The following is a 22,227-nucleotide window of genomic DNA, read 5'->3' as shown; positions in this document are numbered from 1 at the left end:
CGCGGGGCGCAACCGCGTCCGGACCCTCGCGGTGCGACGGCCGGCAAGCTGAGCGTGTGAAGTTCGGGCGCTCCTGACGGCCGAACTCAACACACCGGAAGTGTGTGAAGTACGGGCGCACCAGACGGCCGAACTCAACACGCTGAAAGGGGCGGGTCAGGCGGCGATCTCGGTCAGGACCGGCTCCACCTCCGACCAGGTGCTCCCGAGCCCGGCGGACCGTTCGACCGCGTCCAGGACGAGCTGCACCTGGAGCGCGTCGGCGAACGACGGCGCCAGGGGCTCGCCGGTGGCGATCGCCTCGATCAGGTCGCGGGCCTGGTGGGTGAAGGAGTGCTCGTAGCCGATCAGGTGGCCCGGCGGCCACCAGCCCGACATGTACGGGTGCTCCGGCTCGGTGACCAGGATGCGGGCGAAGCCCTGTTCCGCCGCCGGGCGGGTGGCGTCGTAGAACTCCAGTTCGTTCATCCGCTCGAAGTCGAAGACCACCGACCCCAGCGACCCGTTGATCTCCACCCGCAGGCCGTTCTTGCGGCCGGTCGCGAAGCGGGTCGCCTCGTACGTGGCGATCGCTCCCCCGTCCAGCCGTGCCAGGAACAGCGCGGCGTCGTCGACGGTGACCGCCCCCGTGCCGGTCCTGCCGTCCGCCGCCGCGCTGAGCCCGGCCGACCCGGACGGGAGGGGCCGCTGTTTGACGAACGTCTCGGTCAGCGCGCTGACCCCGGTGATGAGCTGCCCGGTGACGTACTGGGTGAGATCGATGATGTGCGCGCCGATGTCACCCAGCGCGCCGGAGCCCGCCTTGTCCTTCTGCAGGCGCCAGACCAGCGGGAACTGCGGGTCCGTGATCCAGTCCTGCAGGTAGACCGCGCGGACGTGCCGGATCTCGCCGATCCTCCCGTCGGCGATGAGCCGGCGCATCAGGGCGACGGCAGGCACCCGCCGGTAGTTGAACCCGCACACCGATCGGACGCCGCCGGCGTGCGCCCGGGCCGCCGCGGCGGCCATGGCCCGTGCCTCGTCGATGGTGTTGGCCAGCGGTTTCTCACACAGCACGTGTTTGCCGGCGGCCAGGGCCGCGATGGCGATCTCGGCGTGGCTGTCGCCGGGCGTGCAGACGTCGATCAGATCGATGTCGTCCCGGTCGAGCAGCGATCGCCAGTCGGTGCTGTGCTCCTGCCAGCCGAGCCGGGCCGCCGCTTCGGCGACCTTGCTCTCGTCCCGGCCGCAGATGGCAGCCATCCGCGCCTGCAACGGCAGGTCGAAGACGCGGTTCACGGTACGCCACGCCTGTGAGTGCGCGGTCCCCATGAACGCGTAGCCGACCATGCCGATGCGCAGGTCCGTGGTCTGCTTGGACAAGATGGGTCTCCCCCCGTGCGATCAGAACCCGAGCTTGAGGTACTGGCCCGCGTTCTCCTTGGTGATGGTCTCCGAGGCCAGGACGATCTCCTTCGGGACCTGCAGCTCGACCAGGTCGGACATGCCCTTGTTCTGGCCGATCAGGCGGGCCAGCGAGATGGCCGACGACGCCATCGAGGGGCTGTAGGTGACGGTCGCCTTGAGTGGCGTCTTGTCGGCCTGGATGTCCTCCATGGCCTTCTTGGAGCCGGCGCCGCCGACCATCACGAACTCGGTGCGGCCGGCCTGGTTGGCCGCCGCGAGCACGCCGATGCCCTGGTCGTCGTCGTGGTTCCAGAGGGCGTCCATCCGGGGCACGGCCTGCAGGAGCTGGCTGGCCGCCCGCTGCCCGGTGTCGACGGTGAACTCCGCGGGCACCCGGCGCTGCACCTTGAAACCGGCCGCGCCGAGGGTGTCGGCGAAGCCCTTCGAGCGTTCCTGGGTCAGTTCCAGGGAGTCGATGCCGGGGATCTCGCCGATGATCGGGCTGCTGACGCCCTTGGCCTTCATCTGGGCGATGATGTACGTGGCCGCGGCCACCCCCATGCCGTAGTTGTCCCCCTTGATCTGCAGGCGGTAGGCCCGCGCGTCCGGGAACGCCCGGTCCAGGTTGACCACCGGGATGCCGGCCGCCATCGCCTCCAGGCCGAACGCGTTGAGCTCCTTGCCGTCGTGCGGCAGCAGCACGATCACGTTGGGTTTCTGACCGATCAGGGTGGACAGCGCGGCCCGCTGGGCGGCCGCGTCGGCGCCCGCCTCGACGGTCTTGAGTTCCACGTCGGAGTACGCCGCGGCCTGCGCCTTGGCGTTGTTGGTGATCGCCGCGATCCAGCCGTGGTCGGCCGCCGGGGCGGAGAACCCGATCACGACCTTGGTGCCGGGCGCGGCGTTCCCACCGCTGGCGCCGCCCTCGGCCGGCTTGATCTGGGCGTCGTTCGGCTTGGCCTCGTTGCTGGTGCACGCGGTGAGGAGGGTGCCCGCGCCGACTGCGGCCCCGCCGAGCAGCAGGCGGCGCCGCGACAGGTCGCGACTGCTCTGTGTCATGGTTTCTCCTGAATTAATCGAGACGGAAGAGCGGAAAAAGGGTGCACGGAGCCCGGCGTCCGTCACTCGACGGTCGCCTGACGGAAAGCCGGGACTCAGGTCTTGTTGCGGCGCAGCAGCTGGGTCACGGCGCTGAAGCGCAACTGCTGGACCAGGACGGCGGCGATGATGATGCCGCCCTTGACCATGTTCTGGACCTCGGTGGACAGGCCGTTGATGGCGAAGAGGTTGGTGATCGTGGCGAAGATGATCACGCCGAGCAGCGAGCCGACGATGGTTCCCCGGCCGCCGCTGAGCAGCGTCCCGCCGATGATGGCGGCGGCGATCGCGTCGAGCTCGTAGAGGTTGGCCATCGCCGCCTGCGCGGAGGTTCCCTGCGAGGTGAGCATGATCGCGGCGATGCCGCAGCAGAGACCGGACAGCCCGTACAGCAGCATGGTGTGGCGTTTGACGTTGATGCCGGCGAGGCGGGCGGCCTCGACGTTGCCGCCGACCGCGACGGTGCGTCGGCCGAACGTGGTGCGGTTGAGCAGCACCCAGCCGATCGCGGCGACCGCGCCGAGGATGTAGACCAGCAGCGGGATGCCGAGCAGCTTGCCGGCGGCGATGCCGTTGATGAACGAGCTCTCCGAGATCTGGGTCTGCTTGTTCGAGATCTCCGCGGCCAGGCCGCGAGCCGCCACCAGCATCGCGAGGGTGGCGATGAAGGGCACGAGCTTGCCGTACGAGATGAGCAGTCCATTGATCAGCCCGACTGCCACCGCCACCACGATCGCCGTGAAGATCATGCCGCCGGCGCCGTAGCTCTGGGTGGCGACCGTGGTGGCCCACACCCCGGCCAGGGCGACGATCGCGCCGACCGACAGGTCGATGCCGCCGCCGATGATGACGAAGGTCATGCCGACCGTGACCACGCCGATCACCGAGGCGAGCTGCAGGATCGACAGGATGTTGTTCCACACCCAGGTCGAGTCGCTGTAGAGCTCCGGCTGGGTGATCGCGCCGATCGCGATGAGCACCGCCAGCACCCCGACGAGCACCAGGTTGCGGATGGTGTTCTCGCTGTTCTCGCCACCCCAGCCGGTCCGCTGGGACTTGGCCGCGCCGGTATGGGCCGGTTCCACCGGTGGCGACTGCGCCGGGAGGCCGGGCGCGGTTCCCGTGCCATCGCTGAGGGTCATACGGGGGCGCCTTCCATGAGCGATCCCGCCATGACGAGATCGAGAACGGTGTCTTCGTCGAGTTCGCCGGCGGGCGCCGTCCGGACCACCCGGCCTTCGCGCATGACCAGCACGCGGTCGGCCAGACCGAGGACCTCGGGCACCTCGCTGGAGACCAGCAGCACGCCGACCCCGTCGGCGGCCAGGTCGCGGATCACCCGGTAGAGCTCGGCCCGGGCGCCGACGTCGACGCCCCGGGTCGGTTCGTCGAGCAGCAGCAGCCGGGTGCCGCCGAGCAGCCAGCGGCCGACGACCACCTTCTGCTGGTTGCCTCCGGAGAGGGTGCGCACGGCCCGGCCGACGTCGGCGGGCCGCAGGTCGAGGGTCGTGGCGATCCGGTCGGCGGCGTCGCGTTCGCGCTTGGCGCTGGTGAAGCCCAGCCGGGCGATCCGGGTGAAGGTGGACAGTGTCATGTTGCGGTAGATCGGTTCGCCGAGCAGCAGAGCCTGGCTCTTGCGTTCCTCCGGCGCCATGCCGAGGCCGGCCCGTACGGCGGCGCCGACGTTGCCGGACGGCAGCTTGCGGCCGGCGACCGTGACCGTGCCGCCGTCGGCGCGGCGGGCGCCGTAGATGGTCTCCAGCAGCTCGGACCGGCCGGAGCCGACCAGGCCTGCGATGCCGACGATCTCGCCGGCGGCGACGGTGAGCGAGACGTCGGTGAACTCCCCGGACCGGCTGAGCCCTTCGACGGCCAGCAGTTCGGCCCGGTCGGCGGGCGCCTCGGGGCGCGGCGGGAAGACGTACTCGATGGTGCGCCCGGTCATCCGGCTCACCAGCTCGCCGGTCGGGGTCTCGGCGGCGGGCAGGTCGGCCGCGGTGGTGCGGCCGTCCTTGAGGACCGTCACCCGGTCGCCGATCGTACGGATCTCCTCGAGCCGGTGCGAGATGTAGACGACGGCGATGCCCTGGGCGGTCAGTTCCCGGATGATCCGGAACAGGTTCTCCACCTCGTCGTGGGCCAGCACCGCGCTGGGCTCGTCCATGACGAGCAGCCGCGCCTCGTGCGACAGCGCCCGGGCCATGCTGACGATCTGCTTTCCGGCGGCCTGCAGTTTGTGCACGGCGCGGCGGGGCGGGATCTCGCCGTGACCGAGCCGGCCGAGGATGTCGGTGGTGCGGGCGGCCATCGCCCGGCGGCGGACGAACCCGGCGCGGCGGGGCTCGTGGCCGAGGAAGACGTTCTCCGCGACGGACAGGTCCTCGACCAGGTCGAGTTCCTGGTAGATGGTGGCGATGCCGGCCTTCATCGCGGCCTGCGGGTTGGCGAAGGTGACGGGCTCGCCGAGCCACTCGACGGTGCCGGAGTCCGGGCGGTGCAGCCCGGACAGCACCTTGATCAGGGTGGACTTGCCGGCCCCGTTCTGCCCGAGCAGGCAGTGCACCTCACCGGCGCGGACCTCGAGGTGGACGCCGTCGAGGGCCCGTACGCCGGGGAAGGTCTTGACCACGTCGGTCAGGCGCAGGACGACGTCGCCGGTGCCGGTGCCGGTGCCGGTCACGATGCCTGCTCGAACGCGACGTGGCTGGCCAGCACGGCGGCGCCGGTGACGCCGGCCCGGGGGCCGAGTTCGGACAGGACGACCGGGAGGTTGCCGGTGGCGAGCGGGAGTGAACGGCGGTAGACGGCGCTGCGGATCTCCGCCAGCAGGATGTGGCCCAACTGTGCGAGCCCCCCTCCGATGACGATCATGGACGGATTGGAGAAGCTGACCAGCGCGGCGAGCACCGAGCCGAGGCGGCTGCCGCCTTCGCGGATGAGCTGGATGCAGGTGACGTCGCCCTCGGAGGCCCCGTCCGCGACGTCGCGGGCGGTGAGCGGGCTGCCGGCGGCGAGCCGTTCGGCGAGGGCGGGTGAGGCGCCGGACCGGGCGGCGGCGAGGGCGTCGCGGGCCAGGCCGACCCCGCTGAACAGGGCTTCGAGGCAGCCGATGTTGCCGCACGAGCACATCGGGCCCTGCGGGTCGACCTGGATGTGGCCGATGTCCCCGGCGCAGCCGTCGGTGCCGCGGTAGACCTCGCCGTTGAGGTGGATGCCGCAGCCGATGCCCGTACCGATCTTGATGAACAGGAAGTCGTCGACGCTGTGCGCGACGCCGCCGTGCCGCTCGCCGATCGCCATGATGTTCACGTCGTTGTCGACGACGGTGGGGCAGCCGTGTTCCCTGGTCATCAGCTCACGGACCGGGAAGCGGTCCCAGCCGGGCATGATCGGCGGGGAGACCGGCACGCCGTCGCGGAAGCTGACCGGCCCGGGCACCCCGATGCCGATCGCGTCGAGCTTGTCGTAGACGCCGTCCGCCCGGGCCTTCGCCAGCAGCTCGCTGACCCGGTGCAGGATGACCTTCGGTCCCGAGCGGATGTCGGCGGCCTCGGTGTAGGTCGCGACCGTCTCCAGGCGCCCGTTCGTCACCTCGACGTCGATCGAGCTGGCGCCGAGGTCGACGGCGGCGAAGTGCAGCCGCGGGTGCAACTCCACCAGGGTGGAGCGCCGGCCGCCGCGGGAGGCTGCCATCCCGGCCTCGGCGACGTACTCGGCGGCGACGAGGCGTTCGACCTCGGCGAGCAGCCGGGGACGGGTCAGCTCGAGACGGTCGGCCAGCTCGGCCCGGGAGATGGGCCCCTCGTCCCGCAGCAGCTGGAGCAACCGCAGGTAGGGCGGATCGACCGTCGTGCGCACGAACAACCTCCACTGTCACGGGGGTGTTACTTGCGCCACACATTAGAAGCGATCGATAGTGCTGTCCATAGCTTCGACATGATCCGTAAAAACTTTTGTCTCCACTGTCAAAAGGATCGGCACAACCCAACAGCAAACAAACTTTTGCGTCGTACGGGAAAAGTTCGCTCCGCTCATGCATAACTTCTAGTGATTTCATCGACGATCATCTACTGTTTCCGCCACAACACGCTCGTGTTGCGGGCACGTCACCTCCCCTTCCCGCGCCGGACTTTCGCTCCGGCGCCGGCTCGGCGTGCCCACCTGTCGCACCCCTTAGGAGTGACCGGATGGCCCGACTGCGTCAACGCTCGTCACGCCTCGCCCTCGCCACCCTGCTGGCCGCCGCCCTGACCGGTGGCGTGCCGGCCACGGCAGCGCAGGCGGCGCTCGATGCCGACGAGCCCGGCGTGACCCTGCGCGTCTTCGACGTGCAGACCCCCCTGAACAAGCTGTGCACGCTCAAGCCCGCACAGACCCCGAACATCGACAAGCTGATGCCGACGATCAACTGGTCGTCCGCGGCCGACTTCGGCATCGAGAACTACTTCGTGGCCCAGGCGCTGGCCAACCTCACCGTCCCGTCCGCCGGCGCGTACACCTTCCGCCTGACCAGCGACGACGGCTCCCGGCTCACCATCGGTGACACCGTGGTGGTCGACCACGACGGGGCGCACGGCGCCACCCCGAAGGAGGGTGCCGCCACCCTCACCGCCGGCACCCACCGGTTGCGGATCGACTACTTCGAACGCGACGGCGGGCAGCAACTCACCCTGGAGTGGAAGCGGCCCGGCGCCGCCGCCTTCGAGGTGGTGCCGAACGCGGTCCTCAGCACCGAGGCGGGCGTGGTCCGGGTGACCGCCCCCGGCCGCAAGGAGTGCGAGCAGGCCGGCGACTCCCCCGGCGACGGACTGCCACTGACCGGCGTGCACCCCAACTACAACCTGGTCAATCTGCGGCAGGCGGGGTTCGAGCCCAAGGTCACCGGGATGGACTGGCTGCCGGACGGGCGCCTGGCCGTGCTCACGTGGGGTGGCTCCGACGACTCGGGCACCTCCACCGACGGCGAGGTCCACCTGATCGGCAACTCCGGCGCCCGTAAGAAGATCGCCGGTGGGCTCAAGGAGCCGATGGGCCTCAAGGTCGTCGACGGGACCGTCTACGTGTCCGAGAAGGCCCGGCTGACCCGGCTCGTCGACACGACCGGGGACGAGGTCGCCGACCAGCTCCAGACGGTGGCGACGTGGCCGTACGGCGGGAACTTCCACGAGTTCGCGTTCGGCCTGCTCTACGACGCGCCGAACTTCTACCTGAACCTGTCGGTGTCGATCAACTACGGCGGCAACACCACCGACCCGCAGCCCGCCGCGAACCGGGGGACCACCGTCAAGGTCAACAAGGACACCGGCGCGGTCTCGTACGTCGCCGGGGGTCTGCGCACGCCGCACGGCATCGGCTGGGGCCCGGAGAACGGCCTGTTCGTCACCGACAACCAGGGCGGCTGGCTGCCCTCGTCGAAACTGGTGCACATCAAGCAGGACCGGTTCTTCAACCACTACACGAACCCGGCCGGCCCGTTCGACGCGAAACCGGTGACCCCGCCGGTGCTGTGGATGCCGCAGAACGAGATCGCCAACTCCCCCAGCACGCCGGTCCTGCTCAAGGAGGGCGTGTTCGCCGGGCAGATGCTGATCGGTGACGTGACCTACGGCGGGCTGCAGCGCGCCTACCTGGAGAAGGTCAACGGCGAGTACCAGGGCGCCCTGTTCCGGCTCACCCAGGGTCTGGAGGCCGGGGTGTCCGAGGTCGCCGTGGGCCCGGACGGCGCCGTCTACGCCGGAGGGCTCGGCGCCGGCGGCAACTGGGGACAGACCGGCAAGCTGACGTACGGCCTGCAGAAGCTCGTGCCGAACGGGAAGAACACCTTCGACATGCTGGCCATGCGGGCCAAACCGGGCGGCTTCGAGATCGAGTACACCCAGCCGCTGTCCACCACGACGGCCGCCGGGCTCGCCGCCAAGTACACCATCGAGCAGTGGCGTTACCGGCCCACCGGCGGGTACGGCGGCCCGAAGATCGACGAGCAGACCCTGACCGTGTCGTCGGCGACCCTGTCCGCGGACCGGAAGAAGGTGACCCTCGCCGTCGCCGGGCTCAAACCCGGGCACGTGGTGCACCTGCGCTCGCCGCGGCCGTTCGCCAGCGAGGCCGGTGAGACACTGTGGAGCACCGAGGCCTGGTACACCCTCAACAACCTGGCCGGCTCCACGCCGCCGGTGGTGACCACCTACCAGGCCGAGGAGGCGGGCAACCGCGGTGGCGCGGGCCTGGCCACCAACCACACCGGATACACCGGCGCGGGTTTCGTGGCCGGCTTCGGCAACCTCGGCGCGACCAGCACGTTCTCCGTGAACGTCCCGGCCGCCGGGACCTACCCGGTGGCGCTGCGCTACGCCAACGGCCCCGACCCGTTCACCGGGACCAAGAAGATCAGCGTGTACGCCAACGGCGTCAAGCTGCGCCAGACCAGCCTCGCCAGCACCGGCACCTGGACGACGTGGGCGCAGCAGACCGAGAACGTGCCGCTGAACGCGGGCGGCAACACCATCACCTACCGGTACGACAGCGGCGACGACGGTCACGTCAACCTCGACGCGATCACCATCGGCGCCGCCGGCGGCGGTCCCGGCCCGATCACCGGCATCGGCGGCAAGTGCCTCGACGTGGACAACGCGGGCACCGCCGACGGCACCAAGATCCAGCTGTGGACGTGCAACGGCTCGGGCGCGCAGCAGTGGAGCCGGGCGGGAACCACCTTCCGGGCCCTCGGCAAGTGCCTGGACGTGTCCGGCAGCGGCACCGCCAACGGCACCAAGGTGCAACTGTGGACCTGCAACGGCAGCGCCGCCCAGGCGTGGCAGCCGCAGGCGAACGGCTCGGTGCTGAACCCGCAGTCCGGCAAGGTCCTCGATGCCGCCGGCGCAGCCTCCGCGGACGGCACCCAGATCCACATCTGGGAGTACGTCGGCGGCGCCAACCAGCACTGGACGGTCAGCGCGGCGTGATCAGTCCTGGCCGGTCGCCCCAGGCCAGGGCGGCCGGCCGTTCTCCCCGGTTTACTTTTAGTTTTTGCCGACAAAAGTCGAGACATATAAGTCTTTACTTTTATCGATGTCGTCCATAGATTCAGGTCAACAGGCAAAAGCTGAGGTCACCGGACCGGCGACACGACAACGCCACACCCTTCTCCGCCCGAGCTGCTCGGGGGATTCGTCGTGTCCTGGCACCGGAAGGAACGGAGACGCATGGACGAAACCACCGCTCCCCCCAGACCGTTGTTCTCGCGGCGCTCACTGATCGTCGCCGGGGCGATGGGCGCCGCGGTGCCCGCGATCGCCGGCGTGGCGACCCTGCCCGGCGAACCGGCCCGCGCCGCCGCCGGCGCCGTCAAACGGGTGACGCTCTACGCCGAGGCGCTGCCCGGCGGCCTCTTCGGCTACGGGCTGGAACGCGGGAAGGCCACCGTGCCCGGACCCGTGCTGGAGATCTACGAGGGCGACACCCTGGAGATCACCCTGGTCAACACCACCAACCAGCGCCTGTCGATCCACGCGCACGGCGTCGACTACAGCCCTGACTCCGACGGCAGCCCGCTGCACGCCTCGTTCAACGCCCCCGGCGAGACCCGCACCTACGTGTGGCGCTCGCGGGAGATGTTCGCGGCGGCCGGCCGCCGGTTCATGCCGGGCAGCGCCGGTTACTGGCACTATCACGACCACGCGATGGGCACCGACCACGGCACCGGTGGGGTCGCCAAGGGCCTCTACGGCGCGCTGATCGTGCGGCGGCGCGGCGACATCCTGCCGGACAAGCAGTTCACCGTGGTCTTCCACGACATGACGATCAACAACAAGATGGCGCCGAACACCCCGATGTTCGAGGCGAATCTCGGCCAGCGGGTGGAATGGCTCGCCATCGGCCACGGCAACCTTTTCCACACCTTTCATCTGCACGCCCACCGCTGGGTGGACAACCGCACCGGAATGCTGGAGAGCATCAGCGATCCCAGCCCGACGATCGACAACAAGGACCTCAACCCGGGCAGCTCCTTCGGCTTCCAGGTGCTGGCCGGTGAGGGCGTCGGCCCGGGCGCGTGGATGTACCACTGCCACGTCCAGAACCACTCCGACGGCGGCATGTCCGGCCTCTTTCTGGTGCGCAACGCCGACGGCAGCATGCCGCCCGGCGCCGAGGAGGCCATCCACCGTTTCCAGGGCCACACGCACACCGGCACGTCGACCACCGGCGACGCACATGGGGGGCACGGCTGATGGCACGAAACGATTCCTCGGTACGGCGAGCGCTCGCCGCCGCGATCACAGCACTCACCGTCCTCACCGCAGCGGCGCCCGCGGTGGCCTCCCCGGCGACGGCGTCACGCGCCGCAGCGGCGGCCCCACAACAGTCGGTGCTGATCTTCCACGGCGCCGCAGCCGCCCAGGACGACCCGGTCGCCACGGCGGCCACCACCATCGGAACGCTCGCCGGGGCGGCGGGCCTCACCGCCACCACGTCCACCGACCCGGCCGTGTTCACCGCGTCGGAACTGGCGAAACACCGGGTGGTGGTGTTCCTGTCGGCGGCCGGGACCCCACTCGGTCGCGATCAGGAGAGCGCGCTCACGGCGTACGTCAAAGGGGGTGGAGGGTTTGTCGGGATCGCCGACGCCGCGAAGGCGCAACTGGACTCGACCTGGTTCACCGGCCTGATCGGCACCCGCCCGGCAGGCGCCGTCCCGGCCGCCGAACCCGTCAGCAAGGTCACCGCGAGCGGCGAGAACCCGCCCACCGAGACCAAGGAAAAGCTCACCGACGGTGACCCGAACACCAAGTGGCTGGTACGCACCGCGACCGGCTGGGTCACCTACGAGCTGGCCGCCGCGAAACCCATCACCGGGTACGCGCTGACCTCCGCCAATGACTTCGTGGGCCGGGACCCGAAGGACTGGTCGCTGCAGACCTCCCCGGACGGGCAGGACTGGACCGACGTCGACAAGCGCACCGGGCAGACGTTCGCCGACCGTTTCCAGACGCGCCGGTTCGACCTGGCCACCCCGCAGAACGCGAAGTTCTTCCGGCTGAACATCACCGCCAACGCCGGAGAGCCGCTGATCCAGCTCGCCGACCTGCGGCTGTTCACCGCCGACGCCGTCGCTCCGCCGCCGCCGGGCGTCAACCAGGCGGTGGTCGACGTACTGGACACCCGGCACCCGGCCACCGCCGGGCTGCCGCGCACGATCACCCGGTCGGACCGCTGGTACAACTGGGACCCGAACCCCCTGGGAACCGTGCACACCCTCGCCCAGGTCGAGGAGCGCCACTACAACCCGGGCGCCGGCGCGAACGGGGCGTTCCACCCGGTGTCCTGGTGCCGTGACTACGACGGCGGCCGCTCCTTCTACACCGGCATGGGCCACACCGCCGGCAGTTACGACGAGGACGCGTTCCGCAAACACCTGTCCGGCGCCCTGAAGTGGACCGCCGGCCTGGTCCGCGGCGACTGCCAGGCCACCATCGCCGCCAACTACAGGACCGAGCGGCTGACCGCGGCGAACCAGACCGGGCAGCTCGACCAGATCGGCGAGCCGCACGGCCTGACCATCGCCGGGGACGGCACCGTCTTCTACGTCGGCAAGGCCGCCTGCCCGAGCGGGCCGATCGTCAGCTGGGACGACCCCAAGGTGGGCCTGGGCTGCGGCACCATCCACTCCTGGGATCCGCGCACCAAGCAGGTGAAACTGCTGACGACACTGCCGGTGATGGGCAACCGGGGCAGCGGCTCCGAACTGGTCAAGAACGAGGAGGGCCTGCTCGGCATCGTGCCGGACCCGAAGTTCGCCGAGAACGGGTGGCTCTACGTCTACTGGATGCCGCACGACTCGATCGACCGGGCCAAGCGGGTCGGCGACCGGACCGTCAGCCGGTTCACCTACGACCGTGAGTCGCAGACCATCGACCAGGGCACCCGCAAGGACCTGCTCACATTCCCGGTGCAGATCCACAGCTGCTGCCACGCCGGCGGCGGCATGGCCTTCGACAAGCAGGGCAACCTCTACATCGGCTCCGGCGACAACAACTCGTCCGAGGGCTCGCAGGGCTACTCCGGCAACAACTGGACCCAGGAGTACGCCGGGATCTCGTTCCAGGACGCACGGCGCACCTCCGGCAACACCAACGACCTCGCCGGCAAGATCATCCGCATTCACCCGGAGGCGGACGGCACGTACACGATCCCGCCGGGCAACCTGTTCCCGCCCGGCACCGACAAGGCCCGGCCGGAGATCTACGTGATGGGCGTCCGCAACATCGCCCGCCTGCAGATCGACCCCGAGACGAACTGGCTGACCGCCGGCTGGGTCGGCCCGGACGCCGCCAACCCGAACCCCGAGCTGGGCCCGGCCAAGTACGAGACGGCCACCATCATCACCTCCGCCGGCAACCAGGGGTGGCCGTACTGCATGGGCAACCGGCAGCCGTACCGCGACCGCAGCAGCACCGACGCCACCCAGCTCACCGGCTGGTACGACTGCGGCAACCTGAAGAACACCTCGCCGCGCAACACCGGCCTGACCGACATCCCGCCGGCCCGCGACAACATGATCTGGTACGCGCCCGGCGGAGGCGGCCCGGTCTTCCCGCCGCGCGCCGACGGCAGCGGCATCCCCACCTACAACGCCGCCGACGCGGTCTACACCCAGCCGTACCTGCGCGGCGGAGGCCAGGCCGTGATGTCCGGCCCGACATACCACCACGACCTCGCCGACCCGGCCAGCACGGTGAAATGGCCTGCCTACTGGGACGACAAGTGGTTCATCGGCGACCAGTCGAACTCGGCCAACCGGGTGGCCGTCACCGTCGACCCGGCCGGGGTGCCGCAGCAGAAGCCGCCGCTGTTCGGTGAGACGCTGCGCGCCATCCTGCCCGGCGGCAACGCCGACAACCGGCTGATGAGCTGGATGGACGCCAAGTTCGGCCCGGACGGCGCGCTGTACCTGCTCGACTACGGCGGCGGCTTCTTCAGCCTGCACCCGGCCCAGAAGCTGCTGCGGGTCGTCTACACCGGCGGGGCGCCCACGCCGGCTCCGCAGGCGGCGGCGGTCGCGGTGCAGAACAAGGCGCTCACCTACGCCTTCACCGGCTCCCGGTCCGGCGGCGTCAGCCACCTGTGGGAGTTCGGCGGCGGCACCAGCTCCTCACTGGCCGACCCGCGGCACGTGTACGCCGAACCCGGCGCCTACACCGTCCGGCACACCGTGACGTACGCCGACGGCGAGAAGGCCGTCGTCACCACCACGGTGAACGCCGGATGCGCCGTGCCGGACAGCCGGAGCACGGTGTTCCTGGCCGACTCCGACACCGGCGTGCCGAACAAGGCGATCGGTGGCGGCTGCACCGTCAACGACCTGATCGACGACGAGAGCACCTGGACCGACCACGACGGTTTCGTCCGCCACGTCGACGCCGTGGTCCGCAAGCTCTCCGTCCTCACCGCCCGGCAGGCGGGCACGCTGATCCGGGCGGCGGCGGCCTCCCCGATCGGCCGGCCCGGCCACACCGGGTACGAGCCGCTGTTCGACGGCACCGCCGCATCCCTGAAGGACTGGGTCCAGGCGCCCAGCGGATCGTTCGCCATCCAGGCGGACGGATCGCTGCGACCCTCCGGCGGGCTGGGCATGCTGTGGCACACCAGGGAGGTCGCCGACTTCTCGCTGCGGCTGCAGTTCCGCGACGTGGCGCCGGGCACGGCCCGCGGCAACAGCGGGGTGTTCACCCGGTTCCCGGACCCGCGGATCCCCCTCGACCAGCGGCCACCCGGCAGCTGCGGAACGGTCGGCTCGGCCCGTACCTCGCCGGCCTGGGTGGCCATCTACTGCGGGCACGAGGTGCAGATCTACGACGGGGAGACGGGTGAGCCGCAGAAGACCGGCTCGATCTACAACTTCGACCCGGTCGCCCTGCCCGAAGCGCGCGTCACGCCGAAGAACGTGTGGAACGACTACGAGATCCGCGTCGTCGGGCAGCACTACACGATCATCCGCAACGGCGTGACCATCAACGAGTTCGACAACACGCCCGGCAAGACGTCGTCGCGGGCGTCCGACCCGCCCACCGACCTGCGGCAGTTCCTGCGCGGGCACCTCGGGCTGCAGAACCACGGCGACAGCGACCTCGTCGAGTTCCGCAACATCCGGGTACGCGACCTCTGAGCCCCGGCGGGACCGGCTCCCGGGCCGGTCCCGCCACCGCCGAAAGGTGTCACCTCTTGCAAACGTCCCTACGCCGGCGCACCGGCGCGGCCCTGATCGGCCTGCTCCTCGCGGTGCTGGCGATCTCCGTGCCGACCGCGGCGGCAGCCGCGGAGACCCTGACCTGGACCGCCGACGACGACATCACCCGCTATCGCAGCGCCCCCACGACAGCCGTGGCCGGGGCCACCACCATCGTCTTCGAGAACAGCGCGGCCACCGGCAACACCACCGGCATGCCGCACACCCTCACCTTCGACACCAGCACCGACGGCTTCAACCACGACGTCGACCTCAACATCCTGGCCAGCCCGTTCGACGTGAACAACGGCCACCACACCGCCACCGTCACACTGACCCCCGGACGGTATCGCTACTTCTGCACCATCCCCGGGCACAGCACGATGGTCGGCGAGCTCACCGTCACCGGCGGAGGCGGCGGGGAGGACACCACGGCGCCGACCGTGACCGGCACGGTCACCGGCAACCGCGACACCGCGGGCGACTACCTGGGCTCGGCCACCGTCACGGTGGCCGCCGCCGACAGCGGGTCCGGCGTGAAGACCGTCGAATACCAGGTCGACGACACCAGCTGGCAGCCGTACACCACACCGGTGGTGGTGATCGCGCCCGGCGACCACGCGGTCCAGTTCCGGGCCACCGACAACGCCGGCAACATCTCCACCGTCGGCTCGGTGTCGTTCCGGGTCGCCGCAGCGCCCGGCGACACCACCGCGCCGACCGTGACCGCCGCCGTCACCGGCTCCCAGAACCCCGACGGCGACTACATCGGTACGGCCACCGTCACGGTCACCGCCACCGACACGGGCTCCGGCGTCGGCCGGATCGAATACCAGCTCGACAGCGGCGCGTGGACCGCCTACACCGCGCCGGTGGTGGTGAACACCGCCGGCATGCACATGCTGCACTCGCGGGCCACCGACAAGGCGGGCAACACCTCCGCCGTCCAGATGACCCACTTCACCGTCGCCGCACGGCCCGCCGAGGACACCACCGCCCCGGCGACCAGCGCCACCGTCACCGGCTCCACAGACACCAACGGCGACTACATCGGTACGGCCACAGTCACTGTCACCGCCACCGACACGGGCTCCGGCGTGGACACCGTGCAGTACCGGCTCGGCTCGGGCGGTTGGACGGCGTACACCGCCCCGGTCGCCGTCAGCACGCCCGGCACGTACACCGTCGGTTATCGGGCCGCCGACAAGGCAGGCAACAGCGCCGCCGAGAAACAGGTCACCTTCACGATCGCCGGGCACGGCACGGACGCCTGCCCCGACTCCGACACCCGCACCACCGTGATCATCGACGGTGTCGACACCGGGGTGCCCAGCGCCGACACCGGCGACGGCTGCACCGTCAACGACCTGATCGCCGAACGCGCCGAGTACCCCACCCACGCCGCGTTCGTCCGGCACACCGAAACCGTCACCGCGGCCCTCGTCACCGCGGGCAAGCTCACCGCCCGCCAGGCCGGCACGATCGTGCGCGCCGCCGCCCGCTCGGACATCGGCTCATGACCACCCCCAGGAGCGCCACCATGCGACGTACCACCGCCCTCGCCGCTCTCACCGCCGCCGTCGTCGCCGGATCCCTGATCGCCCCGCCCACCGGGGCGAACGCCGGCCTGGTCACGCACTGCGTCGGCACCGGCGGCGCAGTGACCGTCCCCAACGACCTGTACGTCCCCGCCGGCGAGTCGTGCGCGCTCACCGGCACCGTGGTCACCGGCAACATCACCGTCGCCGCCGGGGCCAACCTGGTCATCGACGGCGGCCGGGCCGACGGCACCGTCCGCGTGTCCGCCGACGGCTACCTCGACGCCCGCGGCACCACCATCGGCGGCGCCGTCGTCCTCGCCGCCGGCGGCTACGGCGTCTACCTCAAGGACAGCGGCAGCGGCGCCGTCACCGTCCGCCCGAAAGGCGCCACCACCGTGGACAGTTTCCTGTTCACCGAGAACGCGCGCATCGCCGGCACCGTCAGCGCCCAGGCCGGCGAGGTGCGTCTCGGCGACGGCACCCAGGTCACCGGCAGCCTCACCAGCTCCGGCACCCACTACACCGACCTGCACGACTCGTTCGTCGACGGCGCCCTGTCGGTGCTCAACAGCGCCACCGGCGCGGTGGTCTGCGGCAGCGCAGTCCGTGGCAGGTCCACGTTCGCCGGCAACGTCGGCGGCGTACAGCTCGGCCCGAACGGGGTTCTCGACAGCTGTGCCTCCGGCGGATACTTCGGCGGCGACGTGAGTGTCACCAACACCACCGGTGCGGCCACCCTCGACGGCAACCTCATCCAGGGGGTGCTGACCGCACACACCAACGATCCGGCGGCGGTGATCGCCACGAACAACCGGATCCGCGGCGGAGTGATCGGGGCCCCGTCTGCTGCCTCCCCGTCCGCTGCCGCCCGGTCCGGCCAGTCCCGCGCGACGGCCGTTCCGCGGCCGGAGAACGCGCGCGAGCGTGCCGACTCGCGTCACTCTGCCGCCGTCCGGGCAGCAGACGCGGCAGGCGAGGCCGACCTGTAACCGGCCGCCGCCCGGCGGCCTCCACCCCCCGCAGAGGAGGGAGCCGCCGGGCATGGCCGAGGCGGGCCCGCACCTGACTCCGCTCGCCCCCATGAAGATCGATTGTGGACATACGATGTCGGGGAGGCGGTTCCGCCGGACCAGGGATGCAGGAGACGTCGTGAGCCACAACCTTCCCGACAGATTCCACGGTGGCAGCGTTCAGCGTGATGACCCCGAGCGCTCGCCGGCCCGCCGTCCGGCTGCGCCGCCGGTGCACGAGGCGCGCAAGCTCGGCTTCGTGCAGGACCATGACCGCGAATACTGGTGGAACGAACTGAGCGACAAGGTCAAGGCGCAGATCGCCGACAAGGCCGGGCCCGCGATCGAGTGGTGGGCGTACCGGCACGGAGTGGAACGGGAGCGGGCCTACGCTGTCGTCCTCGGTCCGCATGCGCTCGTGGTGACCACACCGCTGCGCAGCAACACCGGCAGCCCGGTGCAACGGGTCCGCCCGTACCGTTTGGTTCCCGGGTCGCTGCGGTACGCCCCGGTCCGGCAGCACCCGTCCCCGCCGCGAGCAGGCAGTGGCGGCCCGGCCACGGCACCGTCCGGCCCCGGGACCGCGCCGCCCTCGCCCGGCCTGGCCATCAGCGCGGACCTGCGAGGTTTCCTCGGAAATCTGCCCGTGGAGGCCCAGCAGCGGATGCAGGGCCCGTTCGCCGCCGGTGACCCGGTGGTCGACAGCGACTACTTCTATCACGGCAGCGCCGAGGATCTGAACATGTGGTGCTACCTGGCCGGCCAGGCGAACGTCATGTTCCTCTCCGGCCGCCGGGTCGGGCCGGCCGGGCCGCCGCATCTGGCATCCTGGGATCTGATCTGCCGGCATGCCCGGGTGGCCACCGGGTGAGGCGTGACTTCGAGAACCTGAACGGGGCGGACCCGTGGCAGTTGCTCGGGGTGCCGCGGGACGCCTCCCCCAAGCAGTTGCAGCAGGCGTTCCGGCCGCTGGCGAAGCGGTACCACCCGGACAGCCCCACCGGCGACACCGCACGGTTCAAGGGGATCAGTCTCGCGTACGAGATCCTGTCGTCCCCGGAGCGGGCGGCCGCCTACGCCGCACGGCTGCGGCAGGCGGCCGAACCCGATCCCGAGCCGGAGGAATACACCGATCCGTACTCATGGGAGTCCGGTTCCGGCCCGGCCTTCACCGAGCCCGCACCGGAACCGGAACCGCCATGGACGCAGGGCTTCATTCCCGAACCCCCGCAATGGCACTACGCGCAACACGGTCCCGCCCCTGCCGTCGTACCGCCGTGGCCGTATCCACCGCCACCGCCGCCGACCTGGAACGGTTTCGCGATCGCCTCGCTGGTGCTGACCCTGACGCTGTGCGTGCCGGTCGGTTTCCCCCTGGCGATCGTCGCGCTCACCCAGATCCCGCGGACCGGGCAGCGGGGCGCCGCTCTCGCCTGGACCGCACTGGCCCTGAGCGCCCTCGCCGTCGTCCTGCTGTGCTGCGCGCCGACGTTGACCACCCTGCAGTCACCGGCGCCGGGTCAGGCGCGGTAGACGCCGCACTCGTCGAGCGAGCAGCCGTACGCCGGATGCCGCTGTCGCCGCTTCTGATAGGAATCTCGCACGTATACGAAGCAGTACGAGCTCACCCTGCCGGCCGACTACGACATGGAGATCATCCGCAAGCGGGTCGCCGTCGGCGGCCGCCGAGCCTCCGGCGAGCGCGGCCGGGCTGATCACGCCGGTGGCGGCGGACGAGCGGGACCTCAGCGACGTGGTCGGCGAGGAGATCGAGCGGACCCGCGCGCTGGCCGGGCGGGACGGCGCGCACACGGCGGTGCTCGCGGTGGATCCGGCGCGCTGGGACCTGGTCCGGTTCGTGTTGTGGCGCGACGCCGTGCCGGACGGCGAGGCGGCCACCGAACGGTACGAGGTCCTGCACCTGTCCGGACCGGGAGTGGGCGGGCAGCACGTGCCGCCCGCCCACTGCGGTGCCTAGGTGCGGTAGACCCCGAACTCGTAGAGCGAGTAGCCGTACGCCGTCGCCCGGGAAGTGGCGTCGACCCGGACGTAGCGCCCGGTCCCGGCGACGGTGAGTTCGTCGAAGCCGCCGTCACCCGCGGTGGTCTCGTGGACGGTCCGCCAGGTGGCGCCGTCGTCGGAGACCTGGACGGTGTACGCCTTCGCGTACGCCGCCTCCCACGCCAGCCGCACCCGGTCGAACGACTGCACCGACCCGAGGTCCACCCGCAGCCACGCGGTGTCGACCCATTCGCTGGCCCAGCGGGTGCCGTAGTCGCCGTCGACCGCGTACGACGGCAGCTGCGGCCCGTTCGTGCCGGTCGGCTGGTAGGTGGACGCCGTCACCGGCCGGCCCCGGGACAGGTCGGCGCCGGGAGCTGCGGGCGGGACGACCTTGAACGAGCGCTGCTCGATGCCGACGTTCCCGTGACCGTCGTAGGCGTACACATAGATCTTCCAGACGCCCAGGGTCTCCGGCGCCCGTACCGTGAAAGCCCCGTCGCCGGTCTGGCGGAAGGCCAGATGCCGCAGGCCGCGGTTGCCGTTGATGTGTTTGTCGCTCGCCATCAGCTGGTAGCGGATCAGGTCGCCCTGCGGGTCGGTCACCGTCGCGTTGACGATGAAAGTGCCACCCGCGGGTACGGCGGTCGGCGATCCGACGGTCATCGCGGTGATCTCCGGCGGGGTGTTCGGTGCGGGCTGCCCGGTGTACGCCTGGCGCATCGCGTGGTACCCGTGCCGCCGCCAGCCACCGGTCGTGGTGTTGAGCCAGACCCCGCCGAAGTCGTTCTCGATGCCGTAGTGGAACTCGGTCGCCCCGAGCGCCACCCCCGGATGCCCCTTGATCGCGTTCCAGCTGTACGCGTACCCCGCACGTTTCTGCAGGTCGGTCGGCTCTTCAGGCACCCCGTTGACGTCGTCGGGCACCTCCCACTCCCCCGCCGGGCCACCTTCGGTGAGGATGTACGGCTTGGTGTACCCGCCGGCGATCCAGTCCCGTTTCACGGTGTCAACGGCGCCGTACGAGTTGACGGCCAGCAGATCGAGCGCCGGCGCGTGCGGCTTGTAGTACGTCCAGGCATGGGTGTACGCATCGGTCGACGTGACCGGGTGGTTCGCATCGGCGGCGTGGATCGCCTCGGTCACCTCATTGACGAACCTGGCGTACGCGACCCGCCGCGCCTCCACCACGTCGGCGGCCAGCCCGTAGTTCTGCATCTCCAGGATGACCTCGTTGCCGACGTCCCAGAGCAGCACCCCGGACCGGCCCTTCAGCTCGTTCACCGTGGCGACGATCTCGGCCTTCACCGCGGTCTTGTAGGCGGTGTCGTTCACGTAGTCGGTCCCGTGGTTGAGCCACAGGCCGACGATCACCTTGATCCCGTGCCGGGCCGCGGTGTCGAGGAGGTACGGGGTGTTCGCGTCCGGCCCCCAGATGCGGATCGTGTTGACGCCCATGTTCCTCAGGTCGCGCATGTACCCGTCGGCGGCGGCCTGCGGCGGCCCGTACGTCATGCCCTTGATCTCCCACGGGGACCCGTCGACGGTGAGCCGCCAGTTGCCCTGGCCACCGGCGACCTTGACGACACTCGGCCCGGCCGGGACCGGCGGATCGGTCATCGCCGGAGCGGTGCTGCCGGTGGCCTTCGCGACCGTCACCGAGTCGACACTGAGGACCCCGCCCGAGGTGGTCTGCGGTGTCGGGGTGGTGGATCCGGCGATCGCGTTCGGCAGGGAGCCACCGATCGCCAGGTCGAACCGCAGGTAGAAGCCGTGGTGCACGGCAGCCTGCCAGGCCGCGACGCCGACCTGCGACTCGCGGACCACCCAGGTCTGCCTGCCGTCCAGATAGAACCGGATCTCCTCGTCGGTCTTCGTCCGGTCGATGATCTGGGTGTACTCGTGGTAGCCGCTCTGACAGCCGGTGCACGACGCGAACCCGGAGGACCGGCCGTCGTACTCGTTGCACGGGCCGCCCGGCGCGGTCCCGCAGTGCAGCGTCTGGGAGAGCTGGTCGCGGCCGTTGACGCCGGTCATGATGTCGGTCTCGCCGACGCCCGGCCAGTTGGTGAAGTTCCCCCGGTACGCGGCCCCGGTGGCCCGGAAGCCCGGCCAGTAACCGGCGGCGTTCGCGACGTCCGGCTGCTTCAGGACGGCGGTGAATTTCAGCTGCTCGCCCGGCTGCGGGGTGAAGTCGGCGCGCTGGGTCTCGATCCGGCCGGAGGTCCAGTTGCCGGCGCCGTCCCGGCGAGCGGTGATGTTCAGTCTGCCGTTGCCGTCGAGGGCGACGTTGGACTCGGTGGCGGTCTCGACGGAGCCGGTGCCCCAGTGGGCGGCGCCGCCGGGGTACTGGGTGCCGGTGCGCAGCAGCCAGTTTCCGGTGTCGAGCCTGGAGCCGTCGAAGGTGTCGGTCCAGATGGTGGTGAAGCTGTCCGCTTGGCTCGCTCGATAGACGGCGAACTCCCACAGGGAGTAGCCGTAGCCGGTGCCACGCTGCGTACCGGCAAGCCGGACATATCGCCCGACGGCCGTGATGTCGTGGGTCTCCGTGCCCCCGGCGCCATCACGCACGGTCTTGGCGGTGGTCCAGGTGGCGGCGTCGCTTGAGGTCTGGATCTGGTACGCCTTGCCGTACGCGCCCTCCCACTGCAGCACGACCCGGCCGATCGGGACCGTCGCGCCCAGGTCCACCTGAATCCACTGGGGGTCGGTGAAGGCGCTGGACCAGCGGGTGGCGGGGTCGCCGTCGAAGGCGTTGGCGGGGCTGTAGCCGGGTCCGGCCACCTCCTGCGACGAGGCGGTGGCCGGCTTGCCCTGGGACAGCGGCACGTCGGCGGCGGCAGCGGGGGCCGCGGCGCCGAGCCCCAGGATGAGGGCGGCGATGAGGAATAGCCGTCTATGCATGGTCACACCAATGAGTCGGGGTCTGGAAAGCGCTCTCCAAGCGCTCCGATTGTTTCCCTCGCGT

At 70.6% G+C, this 22,227-nt stretch carries 14 protein-coding genes and 1 pseudogene; 9 read left to right on the top strand and 6 right to left on the bottom strand.

Annotated elements, in window-relative coordinates:
• Window positions 1–156: 156 nt before the first annotated feature.
• From ACZ3II_RS33575 to ACZ3II_RS33555, 5 genes are all read right to left on the bottom strand, one after another.
• Window positions 157–1,329, bottom strand: coding sequence for a Gfo/Idh/MocA family protein (locus ACZ3II_RS33575; protein ID WP_465523359.1), 1,173 nt, complete (start codon window positions 1,327–1,329; stop codon window positions 157–159).
• 54 nt (window positions 1,330–1,383) lie between these two features.
• Window positions 1,384–2,445: a substrate-binding domain-containing protein gene (locus ACZ3II_RS33570; RefSeq protein WP_465522899.1), complete on the bottom strand. Its 1,062-nt coding sequence runs from the start codon at window positions 2,443–2,445 to the stop codon at window positions 1,384–1,386.
• Window positions 2,446–2,540: 95 nt separating this feature from the next.
• The gene (locus ACZ3II_RS33565; RefSeq protein WP_465522897.1) at window positions 2,541–3,626 is read right to left on the bottom strand and encodes an ABC transporter permease; all 1,086 of its coding nucleotides are present in this window, start codon (window positions 3,624–3,626) and stop codon (window positions 2,541–2,543) included.
• Window positions 3,623–5,164, bottom strand: coding sequence for a sugar ABC transporter ATP-binding protein (locus tag ACZ3II_RS33560; protein WP_465522895.1), 1,542 nt, complete (start codon window positions 5,162–5,164; stop codon window positions 3,623–3,625). The genes ACZ3II_RS33565 and ACZ3II_RS33560 overlap by 4 nt, the downstream gene beginning before the upstream one ends.
• Window positions 5,161–6,342, bottom strand: coding sequence for an ROK family transcriptional regulator (locus ACZ3II_RS33555; protein ID WP_465522893.1), 1,182 nt, complete (start codon window positions 6,340–6,342; stop codon window positions 5,161–5,163). Before ACZ3II_RS33555 ends, ACZ3II_RS33560 begins: the two co-directional genes overlap by 4 nt.
• Window positions 6,343–6,671: 329 nt before the next feature.
• On the opposite strand from ACZ3II_RS33555, the gene ACZ3II_RS33550 reads away from it, so the two are divergent.
• The 9 genes and pseudogenes from ACZ3II_RS33550 to ACZ3II_RS33510 all read left to right on the top strand — a co-directional run bounded on the left by ACZ3II_RS33550 (window position 6,672) and on the right by ACZ3II_RS33510 (window position 19,236).
• Window positions 6,672–9,446 (top strand): ricin-type beta-trefoil lectin domain protein, encoded by a 2,775-nt coding sequence (locus tag ACZ3II_RS33550; RefSeq protein ID WP_465522891.1) that lies wholly within the window; start codon window positions 6,672–6,674, stop codon window positions 9,444–9,446.
• Between the two features lie 240 nt (window positions 9,447–9,686).
• Window positions 9,687–10,712 (top strand): multicopper oxidase domain-containing protein, encoded by a 1,026-nt coding sequence (locus ACZ3II_RS33545; RefSeq protein ID WP_465522889.1) that lies wholly within the window; start codon window positions 9,687–9,689, stop codon window positions 10,710–10,712.
• Complete coding sequence (locus tag ACZ3II_RS33540) at window positions 10,712–14,647, top strand: ThuA domain-containing protein (protein ID WP_465522887.1); 3,936 nt, start codon at window positions 10,712–10,714, stop codon at window positions 14,645–14,647. The genes ACZ3II_RS33545 and ACZ3II_RS33540 overlap by 1 nt, the downstream gene beginning before the upstream one ends.
• A gap of 92 nt (window positions 14,648–14,739) precedes the next feature.
• Entirely contained in the window at window positions 14,740–16,227 is a 1,488-nt protein-coding gene (locus tag ACZ3II_RS33535; protein ID WP_465523358.1) for a cupredoxin domain-containing protein, read from the top strand.
• Window positions 16,228–16,247: 20 nt separating this feature from the next.
• Complete coding sequence (locus tag ACZ3II_RS33530; protein WP_465522885.1) at window positions 16,248–17,237, top strand: hypothetical protein; 990 nt, start codon at window positions 16,248–16,250, stop codon at window positions 17,235–17,237.
• Between the two features lie 160 nt (window positions 17,238–17,397).
• A complete protein-coding gene (locus tag ACZ3II_RS33525) occupies window positions 17,398–18,129 on the top strand; it encodes a hypothetical protein (protein WP_465522883.1) in 732 nt (243 codons plus the stop codon).
• Window positions 18,126–18,791, top strand: coding sequence for a DnaJ domain-containing protein (locus tag ACZ3II_RS33520; protein WP_465522881.1), 666 nt, complete (start codon window positions 18,126–18,128; stop codon window positions 18,789–18,791). The genes ACZ3II_RS33525 and ACZ3II_RS33520 overlap by 4 nt, the downstream gene beginning before the upstream one ends.
• 87 nt (window positions 18,792–18,878) lie before the next feature.
• Window positions 18,879–18,935, top strand: a pseudogene (locus ACZ3II_RS33515) (DUF4865 family protein); the annotation flags it as partial.
• A gap of 46 nt (window positions 18,936–18,981) precedes the next feature.
• A complete protein-coding gene (locus tag ACZ3II_RS33510; RefSeq protein ID WP_465522879.1) occupies window positions 18,982–19,236 on the top strand; it encodes a DUF4865 family protein in 255 nt (84 codons plus the stop codon).
• Here the strand turns inward: ACZ3II_RS33510 and ACZ3II_RS33505 are convergent.
• Window positions 19,233–22,163 (bottom strand): discoidin domain-containing protein, encoded by a 2,931-nt coding sequence (locus ACZ3II_RS33505; protein WP_465522877.1) that lies wholly within the window; start codon window positions 22,161–22,163, stop codon window positions 19,233–19,235. The genes ACZ3II_RS33510 and ACZ3II_RS33505 overlap by 4 nt on opposite strands.
• Between the last annotated feature and the right edge of the window lie 64 nt (window positions 22,164–22,227).

Source organism: Actinoplanes sp. NPDC019969 (assembly GCF_055562375.1).
This window is presented reverse-complemented; position numbering and strand designations above follow the sequence as displayed.

What these genes read in the sequence shown, in the direction of transcription:
- ACZ3II_RS33575 (WP_465523359.1), bottom strand. Translation starts at nt 1,329, where the DNA reads ATGGTCGGCTACGCGTTCATGGGGACCGCGCACTCACAGGCGTGGCGT.
- ACZ3II_RS33570 (WP_465522899.1), bottom strand. Translation starts at nt 2,445, where the DNA reads ATGACACAGAGCAGTCGCGACCTGTCGCGGCGCCGCCTGCTGCTCGGC.
- ACZ3II_RS33565 (WP_465522897.1), bottom strand. Translation starts at nt 3,626, where the DNA reads ATGACCCTCAGCGATGGCACGGGAACCGCGCCCGGCCTCCCGGCGCAG.
- ACZ3II_RS33550 (WP_465522891.1), top strand. Translation starts at nt 6,672, where the DNA reads ATGGCCCGACTGCGTCAACGCTCGTCACGCCTCGCCCTCGCCACCCTG.
- ACZ3II_RS33545 (WP_465522889.1), top strand. Translation starts at nt 9,687, where the DNA reads ATGGACGAAACCACCGCTCCCCCCAGACCGTTGTTCTCGCGGCGCTCA.
- ACZ3II_RS33540 (WP_465522887.1), top strand. Translation starts at nt 10,712, where the DNA reads ATGGCACGAAACGATTCCTCGGTACGGCGAGCGCTCGCCGCCGCGATC.
- ACZ3II_RS33530 (WP_465522885.1), top strand. Translation starts at nt 16,248, where the DNA reads ATGCGACGTACCACCGCCCTCGCCGCTCTCACCGCCGCCGTCGTCGCC.
- ACZ3II_RS33505 (WP_465522877.1), bottom strand. Translation starts at nt 22,163, where the DNA reads ATGCATAGACGGCTATTCCTCATCGCCGCCCTCATCCTGGGGCTCGGC.